At 72.4% G+C, this 13,411-nt stretch carries 18 protein-coding genes and 1 pseudogene; 8 read left to right on the forward strand and 11 right to left on the reverse strand.

The features are described 5' to 3' along the window. Positions 1–33: 33 nt before the first annotated feature. From gnd to ABZ312_RS11245, 5 genes are all read right to left on the reverse strand, one after another. Complete coding sequence (gene gnd / locus ABZ312_RS11225; protein WP_500326904.1) at positions 34–1,473, reverse strand: NADP-dependent phosphogluconate dehydrogenase; 1,440 nt, start codon at positions 1,471–1,473, stop codon at positions 34–36. 93 nt (positions 1,474–1,566) lie between these two features. Next, a complete protein-coding gene (locus ABZ312_RS11230; RefSeq protein ID WP_500326902.1) occupies positions 1,567–2,190 on the reverse strand; it encodes an SRPBCC family protein in 624 nt (207 codons plus the stop codon). Between the two features lie 166 nt (positions 2,191–2,356). Further along, positions 2,357–4,474: an ATP-binding SpoIIE family protein phosphatase gene (locus ABZ312_RS11235; protein ID WP_500326900.1), complete on the reverse strand. Its 2,118-nt coding sequence runs from the start codon at positions 4,472–4,474 to the stop codon at positions 2,357–2,359. Positions 4,475–4,650: 176 nt separating this feature from the next. Further along, positions 4,651–5,175 (reverse strand): winged helix-turn-helix domain-containing protein, encoded by a 525-nt coding sequence (locus ABZ312_RS11240; RefSeq protein WP_500437275.1) that lies wholly within the window; start codon positions 5,173–5,175, stop codon positions 4,651–4,653. Positions 5,176–5,267: 92 nt separating this feature from the next. Then, positions 5,268–5,396 (reverse strand): hypothetical protein, encoded by a 129-nt coding sequence (locus ABZ312_RS11245; RefSeq protein ID WP_450399940.1) that lies wholly within the window; start codon positions 5,394–5,396, stop codon positions 5,268–5,270. 349 nt (positions 5,397–5,745) lie between these two features. Between ABZ312_RS11245 and ABZ312_RS11250 the strand changes: the two genes are divergently transcribed. After that, on the forward strand, positions 5,746–7,824 hold the full coding sequence (locus ABZ312_RS11250) for an FUSC family protein (RefSeq protein ID WP_500437278.1): 2,079 nt from the start codon (positions 5,746–5,748) through the stop codon (positions 7,822–7,824). A gap of 57 nt (positions 7,825–7,881) precedes the next feature. After that, positions 7,882–8,220 carry a GMC oxidoreductase gene (locus ABZ312_RS11255; protein WP_500437481.1) on the forward strand — a complete coding sequence of 113 codons (339 nt, stop codon included), beginning with the start codon at positions 7,882–7,884 and terminating at the stop codon, positions 8,218–8,220. Between the two features lie 12 nt (positions 8,221–8,232). On the opposite strand, the gene ABZ312_RS11260 is transcribed toward ABZ312_RS11255, so the two are convergent. Further along, on the reverse strand, positions 8,233–8,421 hold the full coding sequence (locus ABZ312_RS11260) for an acyl-CoA dehydrogenase family protein (RefSeq protein ID WP_500437280.1): 189 nt from the start codon (positions 8,419–8,421) through the stop codon (positions 8,233–8,235). 528 nt (positions 8,422–8,949) lie between these two features. Here ABZ312_RS11260 and ABZ312_RS11265 point away from each other — a divergent pair. From ABZ312_RS11265 to ABZ312_RS11290, 6 genes are all read left to right on the forward strand, one after another. Further along, complete coding sequence (locus ABZ312_RS11265) at positions 8,950–9,204, forward strand: helix-turn-helix domain-containing protein (RefSeq protein WP_500437282.1); 255 nt, start codon at positions 8,950–8,952, stop codon at positions 9,202–9,204. A gap of 593 nt (positions 9,205–9,797) precedes the next feature. After that, positions 9,798–10,058 (forward strand): GntR family transcriptional regulator, encoded by a 261-nt coding sequence (locus tag ABZ312_RS11270; RefSeq protein ID WP_500437284.1) that lies wholly within the window; start codon positions 9,798–9,800, stop codon positions 10,056–10,058. A gap of 59 nt (positions 10,059–10,117) precedes the next feature. After that, positions 10,118–10,297: a hypothetical protein gene (locus ABZ312_RS11275; protein ID WP_500437286.1), complete on the forward strand. Its 180-nt coding sequence runs from the start codon at positions 10,118–10,120 to the stop codon at positions 10,295–10,297. A 36-nt stretch (positions 10,298–10,333) separates the two neighbouring features. Then, positions 10,334–10,603, forward strand: coding sequence for a hypothetical protein (locus tag ABZ312_RS11280; RefSeq protein ID WP_500437287.1), 270 nt, complete (start codon positions 10,334–10,336; stop codon positions 10,601–10,603). Continuing rightward, positions 10,596–10,829 (forward strand): hypothetical protein, encoded by a 234-nt coding sequence (locus tag ABZ312_RS11285; protein WP_500437289.1) that lies wholly within the window; start codon positions 10,596–10,598, stop codon positions 10,827–10,829. The genes ABZ312_RS11280 and ABZ312_RS11285 overlap by 8 nt, the downstream gene beginning before the upstream one ends. Before the next feature lie 9 nt (positions 10,830–10,838). After that, entirely contained in the window at positions 10,839–11,306 is a 468-nt protein-coding gene (locus tag ABZ312_RS11290) for a DUF6233 domain-containing protein (RefSeq protein ID WP_500437291.1), read from the forward strand. 6 nt (positions 11,307–11,312) lie between these two features. Here ABZ312_RS11290 and ABZ312_RS11295 read toward each other — a convergent pair whose 3' ends face one another. From ABZ312_RS11295 to ABZ312_RS11315, 5 genes and pseudogenes are all read right to left on the reverse strand, one after another. Then, a complete protein-coding gene (locus ABZ312_RS11295; RefSeq protein ID WP_500437483.1) occupies positions 11,313–11,567 on the reverse strand; it encodes a hypothetical protein in 255 nt (84 codons plus the stop codon). Positions 11,568–11,585: 18 nt separating this feature from the next. Then, positions 11,586–11,762: pseudogene (locus ABZ312_RS11300) on the reverse strand (helix-turn-helix transcriptional regulator); the annotation flags it as partial. A gap of 59 nt (positions 11,763–11,821) precedes the next feature. Further along, complete coding sequence (locus ABZ312_RS11305; RefSeq protein WP_500437293.1) at positions 11,822–12,070, reverse strand: hypothetical protein; 249 nt, start codon at positions 12,068–12,070, stop codon at positions 11,822–11,824. Between the two features lie 89 nt (positions 12,071–12,159). After that, on the reverse strand, positions 12,160–12,414 hold the full coding sequence (locus ABZ312_RS11310; protein WP_500437294.1) for a hypothetical protein: 255 nt from the start codon (positions 12,412–12,414) through the stop codon (positions 12,160–12,162). Between the two features lie 20 nt (positions 12,415–12,434). Further along, positions 12,435–13,409 carry a tyrosine-type recombinase/integrase gene (locus tag ABZ312_RS11315; RefSeq protein WP_500437296.1) on the reverse strand — a complete coding sequence of 325 codons (975 nt, stop codon included), beginning with the start codon at positions 13,407–13,409 and terminating at the stop codon, positions 12,435–12,437. Positions 13,410–13,411 lie beyond the last annotated feature (2 nt).

The raw sequence follows: 13,411 nt of genomic DNA on the forward strand, positions 1-13,411 counted from the left end.
CCGGGCCCACGCGACATCGGGCGTCGGCCGGCGTCAGTCGGCCGGGTGCTCCGAGCGGTCGCCGCCCCAGAGCGTGTGGAAGGAGCCGGGCTTGTCCACCCGCTTGTAGGTGTGGGCGCCGAAGAAGTCGCGCTGCCCCTGGATGAGCGCGGCGGGCAGCCGCTCCGCCCGCAGGGCGTCGTAGTACGCCAGCGCCGCGGAGAAGCCCGGTGCGGGCACGCCGAGTTGTGCCGCCGTGGAGACGACCCGCCGCCATGCCGCCTGCGCGTTGCCGAGGGCCTCGGCGAAGTGCGCGTCCGTCAGCAGGGTGGGGCGGCCCGGCTCGGAGTCGAACGCCTCCTTGATGCGGTTGAGGAAGCGCGCCCGGATGATGCAGCCGCCGCGCCAGATCGTCGCCATGGAGCCCGCGTCGATGTCCCAGCCGAACTCGTTGCTGCCCGCCTGGATCAGGTTGAACCCCTGGGCGTAGGCGACGATCTTGGAGGCGTACAGCGCCTGCTCGACGTCGTCCGCGAAGCGGTCGCCCGCCGCGCTGTCCAGCCAGGTCTCCGCCGGTCCGGGCAGCCCGCGCGAGGCGGCCCGCAGCTCCGCGCTGCCGGACAGCGACCGTGCGAAGACCGCCTCGGCGATGCCGGAGACGGGGACGCCGAACTCCAGGGCGTTCTGCACCGTCCAGCTGCCGGTGCCCTTCTGGCCGGCCTGGTCCAGCACCACGTCGACGAACGGTTTGCCGGTGTCGGCGTCCGTGTGGGCCAGCACCTCCGCGGTGATCTCGACGAGGTACGACTCCAGGCGGCCGGAGTTCCAGGTGCGGAAGATCTCCGCGATCTCGCCCGGCCGCTTGCCCGCGGCGTGCCGCAGCAGGTCGTAGGCCTCGGCGATGAGCTGCATGTCGGAGTACTCGATGCCGTTGTGGACCATCTTGACGAAGTGCCCGGCACCGTCCGGGCCCACGTGGGTGCAGCACGGCACCCCGTCGACCTTGGCGGCGATGTCCTCGAGGATCGGGCCGAGCGACTCGTACGACTCCACGGAGCCGCCCGGCATGATCGAGGGACCGTTGAGGGCGCCCTCCTCGCCGCCGGAGATCCCGGTGCCGACGAAGTGCAGACCCTGTTCGCGCAGCGCCTTCTCCCGGCGCCGGGTGTCGCGGTAGTCGGCGTTGCCGCCGTCGACGACCATGTCGCCGGGCTCCAGCAGCGGCACCAGCTCGTCGATCACGGCGTCGGTGGGGGCACCGGCCTTGACCATGATGATGATGCGCCGGGGCCGTTCGAGTGAGTCGACGAACTCCTTGAGGGACTCCGCCGGATGGAACTCGCCCTCGCCGCCGAACTCCTCCACGAGGGAGCGCGTCCTGGCCGGGGTGCGGTTGTACAAGGCCACCGGGTGGCCGTGCCGCGCGAGGTTCCGGGCCAGGTTGCGGCCCATGACCGCGAGTCCGGTGACGCCGATGCGGGCCTGCTCCGCCATCTGCGGTTCCTCTCTGTGCTGTGGTGCGGGGGGCACGTACGGCGTCCAGCCTGTCAGCGAACCGGCCGGGCGGCCGGGATTCCAGCGGATCCGTCAGCTGCCCGTGCCGATCCGGCCCTGACCTGCTACACGGCCCATGGCACGGCGCAGCCCCCTGGCCGGCGGCGCGGGAACGGCTCCGACGACCTCGCCCGCCGGTGCCCGGGCCTGGGCCGCCCTGAGCTGTCCCACCGGCGCAGGTGGTGGCGGAGGCGGCGGTAGCAGGGGCGGCGCCACCGTGTGGTCGCCGAGGGCCTCGCGCAGCCGGCGCGCGTCCTCAGGGAGGTCGCGGCGCCACGCCCAGCCCAGGAACGGGCTCAGCAGCAGCATGCCGCCGCCGAGCTGGCAGGTGACCTGGAGCTGGACGAACGCGCCCCGCGAGTGCGGCAGCATCCGGAACGCGAACTCGGGCGTCTGGGTGCCCAGCGGGCTCCACATCCGCCGGCCGCGGTAGGCGATCCGCCGGCAGGGCTGGTAGACCGAGCACTCCAGCCGGTGCTCCCGGTGGCGGCCCGGATAGTGGTAGCGGTAGACGGCCCGCTCGCCGGGCGGTACGGCGTCCGCCGCCACGGCGGCGATGCCGGAGTTCCACGACGCGAGGTTGCGGGCGTCGGCAAGGAAGGTGAAGACCTCTTCCACGGTACGGGTGACGATCACGCTCGTAGACACCGTCGGCATCGCAGACCTCCCCGGTGCCGGCGCGGCCAGCATGTGAGCAGAGTGGCTTCTTGGCTCCTCACCGACAGCCTGCGTCCAATCGGGCGGTGTGTCGTGGCGGGTGAGCCGTCCGGGTGAATCCAGGGTGCGTGACCGGCGCGAACGGTGTGCCGGCGGACCCTCACCGTCAGTGCCCGAGGGGCTCCGAACCGCTCCTGCGGTCGCGGAATTCGCACCACACTGCCTTGCCGGAACCGTGCGGCTCCACACCCCACGCGTCGGCGAGCCGGTCGACCAGCAGCAGACCGCGCCCGGACACCTCGCCGTCGCCGGGCCGGCGACGGCGAGGCCAGTTCGCCGCGAGGTCGTGCACCTCGATGCGCAGCCGCCGGGTGGCGTCCGGGGTGGCGTGGGCCAGGGACGCGTCGGGGAGCATGCGCAGGGTGAGCACGGCGCCGCCGTCGGTGTGCACCAGCGCGTTGGTGATCAGCTCGCCGGCGGCGAGTTCCGCCTCGTCCACCCGGTCGCTCAGGCCCCAGCCCGCCATGGCGTCACGGACCGTGGCCCGGGCCTCGGACAGGGCCTTGGGGTCGCCGGGGGCGATGTGCCGGTGCAGCCGGTGCGGCGGGTGCGGGGAGGCGTCGCTGTCGCGCCGGAGCAGCAGCAGGGCCATGTCGTCGTCGGTGGCCTGCTCGCCCATGACGGCGGTGAGGTGGTCGGCGAGGTCCCCGACCTCGCGCGGGCCTTCGCCCAGCGCCCCGGCCAGCCGCCGCACGCCGTCGTCGAGGTCGGCGCCGGGCCGCTCGACGAGTCCGTCACTGAACATCAGGAGGGTGTCGCCGGGACCGAGTTCAGCGGGGGTGACCGGGTAGTCGGGCCTGCCGAACTGGGCGGACAGGCCCAGCGGCAGCCCGCCCGCAGTGGGCAGCACGCGCACGGTGCCATCGGCCTGCCGGACCAGCGGGTCGATGTGGCCTGCCCGCACCAGCAGGGCGGACCCGGTGGCCGGGTCGACCTGCGCGTACAGGCAGGTGGCGAAGCGGTCGGTGTCGAGCTCGTACAGGAAGGCCGAGGCCCGCGCCATGACGCTGGCGGGCGGATGGCCCTCGCCGGCGTAGGCCCGCAAGGCGATCCGCAACTGGCCCATGACGGCCGTGGCGTGGGTGTCGTGGCCCTGGACGTCGCCGATGATGACGGCGACCCGGCCGCCGGGCATCGCCACGACGTCGTACCAGTCGCCGCCGATGTCCCGGGCCAGCCGGGCGGAGCGGTAGCGCACCGCTATCTCGGTGCCGGGGATGCGCGGGATGGTGCGGGGCAGCATCGCGGTCTGCAGACCCTGCGCGATGTCGTGCTCCTGGTCGAAGAGGATGGCCCGCTGCAGGCTCTGCGCGATGCTGCCGCTGAGCGCGATCAGCAGATGGCGCTCCTGCGGGGAGAAACCCTGCTTGTGCCGGTACAGCAGGCCCAGGGCGCCGATGGGCTGGCCCTGGGCGATCAGCGGGAGGTACGCGGCGGCGGAGGCGCCGAGCGGCTCGATGTGCGGCCACAACTTGGGGTAGCGCCGGGCGAACTCCTCGCCGGAGGTGATGAAGCGCGGGACGAGGGTCCGTACCACCTCGCTCATCGGGAAGTCGTCCTCGATCCGCGTGTACTGCAGCGACGGCACCCAACTGCTGGCCTTGGCGTCGCTCACCACGTGGACCCGGCCGGCCTCGACCTGGCCGAGGAAGAGGCTGGCTATGCCGAGCCGGTCCATCCTGGGGTTCCCGGTGAGGGCCGCGGTCACGTCGCGCACGGTCACGGCCCGGGCCAGCGACGCGGTGACCTCCATGACCAGGGTGCTCTCGGTCGGGTGGTCCTCGTCCGCGCGCAGGCACTCCGCCGCCTGGGCGAGTTCGTCGGTGGCGTCGCTGACGATGCCGATCACCCGGTTCGCCCGGCCGGTGCCGTCGCGGACGATGCGGCCCTGGAAACGTATCCAGCCACGGCGGCCGTCGCGCCGGGTGAGCCGGCTGAAGGCGCGGAAGGAGGAGTGGCCCTCGCCGAGGGCCTGGGTGATCGTCCGGGTGACGTCGCCGGCCTCGTCGGGCGCCAGCCGGGAGAACAGCGCCTTCGGGTCGCCGTCGAAGTCCTGCGGGCGCAGGTCGACGGTCCGCAGGGCGTGTTCGTCGAGGTGCATGCGGTCGCGGTCGAGGTCCCAGTCGAAGCCGCCGACGTCGTTGAGCGACATGTGGGCGGCGGCGGGAGCCGGCCAGGCGACCGTCGCGGGCGCAGGGGGCGCCCACTGCCGAGACTCAGCCATCACGCCCTCCGGACCTGCTCCCCGCTGCGTCGAGCCGCACCGGAACGGTGACAGCGTACCCATAGTCCGGTAGGGGGACATGCTACAGAGGGGACCTGTGGGAGAGCCGGGTTTCCGCCGGTTCCGGGAACGCTCCCGGCGGCCGCCCGGCCCCCCTCCGCCGTCCGCCGGAAGGCTCAGCGGGCCGCCGGCGGCGCGTACTTGTAGCCGACCCGGCGCACGGTCACGATGCTGCCGCGGTGTTCGGGGCCGAGCTTGCGGCGCAGCCGGGCGATGTGGACGTCGACGGTGCGTCCGTCCCCGACGTGGCCGTACCCCCAGACCGTGGTGACGAGCTGGTCGCGGGTGTGCACGCGGTGCGGATGCGCCACCAGGTGGGCGAGCAGCTCGAACTCCAGGTAGGTCAGGTCGAGTGCGCGGCCGCGCACCTGGGCGACGCGGCGCTCGCCGTCGACGGTGACCGGCAGGTCGGCGGATGCCGGGGACGGGGGCACCGGCTGCCCCTCGATGGGGACGAGGACGAGGTAGCCGACCATCGGCGGCCCGCCGACGCCCGTGGGCATCAGGTGGCCGGGGGCGGGCAGCCAGGTGGCGCCGGGCGGGAGGAAGTCCGGCACCGGCGGGACGTCGTCGGAGCGGACGGCGCGCAGGTGCTGACGGTTAACGGCGGGCAGGGGCAGGGACTGGGTGCTGGACGACATGGAGGTCTCGGCTCTCGCGCGAAGGGTCGTGGGACGACGTATTGCGCGGGACCGCCGGGAGGCCGACAGCGGGCGGCGACCGGGGGACGGCGTCAGCTGTGGGCCGGGGTCCGCGCGGGGACCGCGCGACAACACTCCCGGTCGAACTGGTACTCCTGCCTGGACGGCCAGAACGGCTCGAGGTCGCTGCGACCTGTCGCGGTGTCAGTGAGGCTGGCCATGGCACCCATTGAACCAGACGGGACGCCCACCGGGACAGCGATGGCTCACTTCACGGCTCTGACCAGGCATTACAGAGGTTGCGGCGCCGGTTGGGGTTCGGGCTCGGGCTCCGGCTGCGGGGGCGGCGCGGGCACGGGGTCGGGGGTCGGTCCGGGGACCGGATGCGGGGCGGGCGGTACGGGGTCGGGCGGGAAGGGCGGCACCGGGCTCGGGGCGGGCGGCACGGGCGGCACGGTGGCCCGTCGTGCTGGGGCGGTCATGGCGGTCTGCCTCCTGGGACTCGCCGGAACGGATCTTGCGCTGCGCTTACCCGGCCCTCCTCGTCCTACCCGTCCTATCCTCAGCCTCATGACCTGGTTGCGCGCCCTGCGCCGCAGTGCCCGCGAAGGGCTGCGGATCGAGCGCGCCGGGCTGGAACCGCTCGTCGCGCTGCGCGCCGCCGCGGGCGTCGCCATCGTCATCGGCCTCTCGCTGTGGCTGGCCGGCCCCTCGGTGGCCGCTTCCTCGGCCTTCGGCGCCTTCGCCTCCGGCATGGCCACCTTCCAGCGCAGCTGGCGGCCCCGGCCGGTGCTGGCGCTGGTCGCCGGTACCGGCCTCGCCGTCAGCACCTTCCTGGGCTACCTGGCGGGGGCGCACTGGTGGGTGTTCGTGGTGCTGCTGGCGGTCTGGGCGTTCCTGGCGGGCATGGCCTGGGCGCTGGGGCCCACCGCGGGCATCGTCTCGTCCCTCACCGTCGCCGTCATGCTGGTCGTGATCACCCTGCCGACCTCCGTGCTGGGCGCCTTCGGCCACGCGCTGGTCATCGCGGCGGGCGGGGTCGTGCAGGCGGGGCTGATCGTGCTGTTCCCGGTGCGCCGCTGGGGCCGGCAGCGCGACGCGCTGGCCGACGCCTTCGCGGCGGAGGCGGACTACGCACGCCGGCTGCGGCACGACCCGGTGGCGCCGTTCGACCCCCAGCCGCTGATGACCGCGCGCAACGCCGCCGTCATCACCGACCGGCAGGCGCGGCGGCGCCCGGCCGCGCTGCGCGGCAAGCGGGTGCTGGCCGAGCGCATCCGTCCCGTGCTGGCCTCGCTCGCCGATCCCGCGGTCGGCGCCGCCGCCGAGGGTCCGGAGCGCGACCGGGCCCGCGAGCTGCTGGCCGCGGCGGCCTCCGTGCTGGACGCGGTGGCGCGCGCGGTACGGGAGGCCCAGCCGGTGCGCGTACCGCCGGAGGCGGACTCCGTGGTGCTCGTCGAGCCCGTACCGGAGGAGCGGCTGACCGGGCCCGCCCGGCGCACCGCGCTGCGGCTCGTCGCGCTGCTCAGCGAGGCGGTCTCCTCCGCCACCGGCCGCGGCGGCTCGGTGAGCAGCGACACCGCCCACCTGCGTCGTCCCAGCGTGGCCGAACTCCTGCCGCTCGCCACGCGCACCGTACGGCGGGAGGCCCGTTTCGACTCGCCCGTCTTCCGGCACGCCGTCCGGCTGGCCGCCGTCACCCCCGCGGGCTACGCCCTGGGCGTGGCCCTGCCGCTCGGGCACGGCTACTGGGCGCCCCTGACCTCGGTGCTGGTGATGCGGCCCGACTTCTCCCAGACGTACGGCCGCAGCGTGGCCCGCTTCATCGGCACCCTGGCGGGCGTCACCGTGGCGACCGCCGTGATGCAGTCCTTCGCCCCGGGGCCCTACCCCTGCGCCGTGCTGGCGGTGGTGTCGGTCGCCCTGATGTACGGCCTCCTGCGCACCGGCTACCTGGTCTCCCAGGTGGCCGCGTCGGCGTACGTGGTCTTCCTGCTCGGCATGGCCGGCTCCAGCTGGACGCAGACGGTGCCCGACCGCGTGCTCCTCACGCTCCTCGGCGGGATGCTGGCGACGGCCGCGTACGCGCTCTTCCCGGCCTGGGAGACCCCCCGGCTGCGGAACCGGCTGGCCGACCGCATCAAGGCCACCGGGCGGTACGCTGCCGCCGCGATGGAGGCCCACGCCGCCCCCGCCCGGGGACGGCGCGAGGCCGTGCGCGCGGCCCTGCTGGACGCCCGCGCGGCCGCGCTCGCCTGGGACCAGGCGGTCGCCCGCGCCGACGCCGAACCCGTCCGCGGCCGCGGCCTGTCCCACCGCGCCGCCGACGGCGCCGACGCGGCCCTGTCGGCCATGGGCCGCGTCCCCATGCTCATGGAGGCCCACCTCCCGGCCCCCGACGCCGACCCGGTCCCGGACGCCGCCCCCTTCGCCCTGCACCTGCGCACGGCCACCGCGGACGCCGCCACCGCGGTCCGCGAACGGCGCCCCCCGGACTTCGCCCCCGTCCGCGCCACGCTCGACGCATGGCCCCCCTCGGACGCCGACCGCATCGTCCGCCGCAGCGCCGAACTGCTCATGGAAACCCTCGACGACCTCGAAACCGCCCTCCGTCCCCGCCCCCGCCCCCGCCCCTCCCGCCGCCGCTGACGCCTCCCGGCGGGTTTCGGGTGGGGCCCGCCCAGCGGCCGCGCCATCGGGTTCGGCCTGCTCACCCCGTACAGCCGCGGCTCGGTGCGGCTGGAGTCGCCCGACCCCTCGGTGTCGCCGGTGATCGACCCGGCGCTGCCGGCGGGCGAGCGATACGTGGACCGGATGCCGACCGGGCTGCGCATCGCCCGTGCGGTCGGCGCCGCGGCTCCGCCGACTCGCCGGCGGCCCGTCCACGGGGCCGACGAGTCGCGGCGGTTCCTGCGGCGGCACGGTGTCGACCGGCTCCGCGTCGTCGACGCGTCCGTGAGGCCCTCCCCGCCCGTGGTGAAGGCCGACGCCGCCGTCCTCGCGACCGCCGAGCAGGCGGCCGGGCCGACCGGGACGGCGGCGTGAGCGCGCCGGGCGTCAGCGGATCGGCATGCCCGACAGGGTGCGGGCGATGACGAGGCGCTGGATCTCGCTCGTGCCCTCGAAGATCGTGTAGATGGCGGCGTCGCGCGAACGGCATGGCGCCTGCCTGCACCTATCGACGCCCTGACCTGCATATACGCCCGACTTTCGCCGTGCGATGCAGTCTGCGAGCACTCTCCACACAGTCTCAAAACAGGGTCCATACGCAGGCGCGTCTCCCAGTTATCTCCCAAATTCGGGCGAGCCAGCCTGGGAGTGGGATGACAGTCCCTCGCGTTGGGGTGTAGATGATGTGGCACGACCCCTCCCCCGCGTCCGGGGAAGGGGCGGCCTGCGTCGGGCTCCACCGAGAGGTGCCACCCCAACAGGGGGCCCGACGCGCTTATGGGTGGGCTACGCGCGTCGCATCGGATGCGCGTAGCCCGCTCTGTTAACGACTCAGGTTGCAGGTCGGCGTTCGCCCGTTCGGGTGAACACGCGTTCGATTCGAGCAGAACTCACTCTACCCCGCGATGACCTGCGAATACCTCGGGGCGGCTGTGGTTCAGTTTCCTTACCCCGGAGTAAGCAAGCTCAAGGTCACTCGTTCGGGTGAACGCGGGTAAGCGCTTGACCTGGGCAAGTGCCGCTTGCCTGGACATCCTGTCAAGATCCAATAACGCATCTGGGTAGATGCTGACCCAAGATCGCTAACGGCGCAACGTCTAACGGGTGTCGCCCCTCACCCCACCCGATCCCGACTGGCTGCTCCAGCAGCGCCGGGCCATCGGTGGGCGCATCCAAGCCGCACGCATGTGGGCCAACCTCACGCAGGAGGCACTGCGCGACCTGTCCGGCGTCGACAGGGCCACCATCCAGCGCATCGAGGCCGGCACCACCGACGCCCGCCTGTCGTGGCTGCTCGCCATCTCCCACGCCCTCCATGTCCCCCTCGATGAGCTGCTGACTGGCAGACCCCGGGACTGAGCCTCCACCTAGGTCTACGGCGAGTCGGCCGCCGTCCGTCGCGCGAGATTTCGAAGCCGCCCCCGCGGCGCCTGGAGCTGGGCGTTCGATCGTTCCACTGTTCAATTGGTGCAGGCCGACTGTAGGCATGTAACGGCGTTCCATGGTTGCTGTTCGACCACGAGATGGTCACAGGATCTTCACAGGGCTGGAAATTTACCCCTGGGGTACGCCATGTGTCAGCGGCTGCCAGGTGGCGCCTACTCGCCTAGCGAGTGCTGCGGTGGCGCGGGCATGCGCACGCCGGCCACTGGGATGTCGCCATCGGCTGGAGGTCGTCCCGGGAGGTGATCTCCTGTAGCGGCCCGTCTTGGGTGACGATGCCGGCCCGGTCGACGCGGTAGACGCGCAGCGTCATCAGCGGCACTGGCGGTTCCTCTGGCTGGTATGCCGTTCTATCGTCGTGCACGTCGACTCCTCGGGTCGGCCGCGCCCCGGGGCCGTCGCAAGCGGTCGCCGGGGTCTCTTTGTCCGAAGCTACTCGTCTTGTATCGCTACGTATAGCAACGTATCCCGAGGTGCCGGTCCGTAGAGCGACGCCTAGCGTCCGGATCATGGAGTTTGGTCCGGACGACGACATCGACTACGAGGGCCCGGTCACCCCGTACCGGCAGCTCGCCGGCATCCTGCGCGCCCGGATTGCCCGCGGCGACTGGGCGCCGAACCGCGCGATCGCCTCCGAGAATCAGCTGGTGCAGCAGTACGGCCTGGCGCGGTCGACGGTCCGCCGCTCCATCGCGGTCCTCGTCGAGGAGGGCGTCGTGTTCGTCGTGCCGCAGCGGGGAACGTTCGTGACACCGTCGGCCGGGGACTGACATATGCCGTCTACCAGCAGGGCGTATCGCCTGTCACTGCCGCCCCATAAAATCTGATCATGCCTTGTTGTCCGTGCTGTCGGGTCCCGGAGACGACGCGCCTGAACCGCGCGATCCGGGCGCTGTCGGCTGGGCGGACCGTGTGGACGGCTGAGGCCCTGGAAGAGCTGGCGGAGCTGCGCAGGTTGTGGCTGGCGGCCGAGCACCTCGAGCGGGCCGGACTCGCCACTGCGGCCTGAGGCCGACTGTCAGACCCTCCGCCTACACTCCGCGGCATGCCTGAGATCTCGATTCCCCAGCAGCTCGTCGACCTGCAGCGCGCGACGGATGCGGCGCAGGAAGCCGTCCGCCAGCATCACCGGGCGTCCGGGCCGGTGCTGGAGTGGACGCCCGAGCAGCGGGCCGAGGGCAACCGGCTGCAGGACGAGTGGCGGCGACTCGCAGTCGAGCTGCAGGAAGGCATCGAAGCCGGGGGCCAGGAGCCGGGCAACGGGTACGAGTACCGGCGCGCACTGCGGGCGGCAGCGCGGGGCGACGATGCCTGAGCCCGATCTGACCGTGCCCTGCACCTGCGGCGTCAAGCCCCCGGCCCGGCACCGCGTGGCCTGCGCCGTCTGGGACCACGCCAACGGGCACCTCACCCACGAAGACCGGCTCGCCATCGACGCCCTCATGGACCGCCTCGAAGGCGCCGAGGTCGGCACCGGCATCCAGATCCTCCCCGCCGAGGCCGGCAAGCCCATGACCTGGACCGAGATCCCGCCGTCGTAGCCTGGCGGTGTGACCGACCAGCAGCGTGACGCCCGCGAATGCCCGCCGTGGGTGTCCGGGCCGCAGCCTCGGGTCCGGAGCTACGCGCCGGCCGAGCGGCCACGCCTCCGCATCCGGGCACAGGGCGCCTGGCGGCAGGCTTCGGTGCGGCAACGCCAAGACTGGCCGACCGGCGTCGCCTACCAGGTCGACATCGCCCTCCCCGACGGCGACCTCGGCTACGACGTGCCCGTCATCCGCACCTACTGGTGGGACGCGGACACCATGCGGGCGCCCGGACGACCCCGGCCCGCACGCCCGGCCGCGACCGGCTGGCAGCTACGGCACATGCCCGGCACCGGCGGCGCCATCCTCCACCGCGACGACTGCCCGCAGGCCGGCGGCGGACGCCTCGACCGGGCGTCCGCGTTCATCGCACTCGGCGAGGCGAACATCAACTGCTGCGAGACCTGCCGGCCAGAGCGGGACCTGCAGTAGGCGGCGTCAGTCCGCGACCAGTCCGAGCTGCCGCAACTCGTCCACTATGAGCGCCGTCAGCTTCCGCATCTCCTTAGCCGTCACGTTGTCCGTCGACTGGAGCGCCGCCCTCAAGACGATGGCGCTGATCTGCTCGACAGTCGCCAGCGGGCGCTCCTCTGGCTCAGCCCACCCAGGTGGCAGCCCGCCGTCGAGAATCGCCTCGATCGTGCCCGGCGGCCATTCGAGGACGCGGGCAATGGGGCCCAGGCTTTGAGGCATGCGTCCCTGCGGCATGCGACCGGACTCGGCGCCTTGGACGCTCCGACCCGACACGTCGGCACGGTCGGCCAACTCGTCTTGCGTCAGGCCACGGCGAGTGCGGGCCTCGCGGATGATGTGCCCGAGCCTGGACCACGCGGCAGGATCACTATGCACCAGACGCCCCCCAGTATCTGTGGGCGGCCAGTGTGGCACGCGGCAACGACAGCACAACGCCCGCCCCGGTCGATAGCCGGGGCGGGCGAGACCGCGTCCTACCGCTTGTTCTCGCCGTCCTGCAGGAAGGAGACCACCAGGCCGCCGATCACGAGAGTTACGAGAAGTCCTACAACCGGCGACAACGACCAGGCTATGTACACCAGAACCCCAAGCACCGCCAGGACAAGAACAGCGAACACCAGCATGAGCACCAGCACCCACCCGATGGCGACTGTCCCTGCCGCCAGAGCCGCAAGCTGACGGAACGCCCACGCCTTGGTCGGCGGGTCACCTTGCTCAGACATCAGCGTTCCTCCAGGCGGGCAGCGGTGCGGGAGGCGTCAGCGTAGCGGGCAGGGCCGACAGGTGGTCGGTACTTGCGAGCGACTCTGCTCTATCGGTCTCTGCCGCGGCGTGCCGACCTCGCCATGCCGTATAGCCAAGGGATGACTTCCCATCGAACCCACTCCACCGCCACCTCAGCTATCGCCGCCACGACGATGGCAGCAACCAGGAAGATGGCTAGGACGGTCCCGTGACCGAGGCCCCAGGTCTTGGCGGCGAGATCCCAAAGGATGCTGAAGAAGCCGAAGCCAATGACCACGGCGAAGAAACTACAAACGCCGCCTTGTCGCTTGTTGCGGGGCATACTCGCCTCTCTGCGGGGTGTCAGCGTTGCGCGTTGCCTGGGGCCAGCAGGCTGGTCAGTTCGGCGATCGCCTCGGGTGACGGCTTGAAGTACTTGCGGACGTTCTCCGGCTTCTTGTGCCGGGACTTCGCCATCAGCATCAGCAGCGATGCCCCCTGCTCGCCGAGGTGCGTCAGCGAGGAGTGGCGGTACTCGTGCAGGTCCCAGCCAGTGCCTACGCCAGCCGTAGCGGTGGCCTCGTCCAGCAGCGCCCGCGCCTGGCCGTAAGAGAGGCGAGCGAGACCGGTGTCCGGGCAGACATCGCGCGAGCTCACGACCTTGCCGGGACCCGGCTTGCGGTGAGCGGTGAACACCGGGCCGCGAGTGCGGTCCTTCAGTAGGCGTGGCAGGAGTCGGGCGGTGCCGGCGTCCCAGTAGACGGTCTCCAGGACGAAGTCTTCTCGGGTCTCGCCGCGGCGCCGCGTCTTGGACTTGGCGCCCTTCGCCTTCACCTGGCAGCGACGCCCAGCGAAGTCGAGGTCTTCGATGTTGAGGGCGAGGATCTCGTCGGCGCGGGCCGCCGTCTCGTAGAGCATTCGCCAGAGCGTCTTCTCGCGGACGTGGATGTCGCGACGACTGATGAGCCGGTCGATCTCGGCGTGGGAGCGGGCGGGGGTGTCGCTGTCGGGCGGCGTGATGCGCTTCGCCCAAGCGGGAACGGACGGTCCGTCGTAGCCGCGGTCGCGGCACCAGGCGAGCCAGGACTGAACGGATGCTCGGCGGGCGTTCCAGGTGTTGACGGCTGCGCTTCCCCACAGTTGTTCGAGGGTGGCGCCGATCTCGTCGTCGGTGACGGAGTCCAGGGGGCGTCCGGAGCCGACGGCTTCGACGGTCTTGCTGACGCCGATGCCGTAGTTGCGGGCCGTGTTGGGGTTGCCGAGCGCATCGAGGTAGCGGTCGGCTGCTGTCTGGACGGTGAGTGCTTTGCCGGTGGGGAGTTGTACGACGGTGCCCACGA

Origin of the sequence: Streptomyces sp. NPDC006207 (genome assembly GCF_040613835.1) — a bacterium.
In the GTDB taxonomy this organism is placed as follows: domain Bacteria; phylum Actinomycetota; class Actinomycetes; order Streptomycetales; family Streptomycetaceae; genus Actinacidiphila.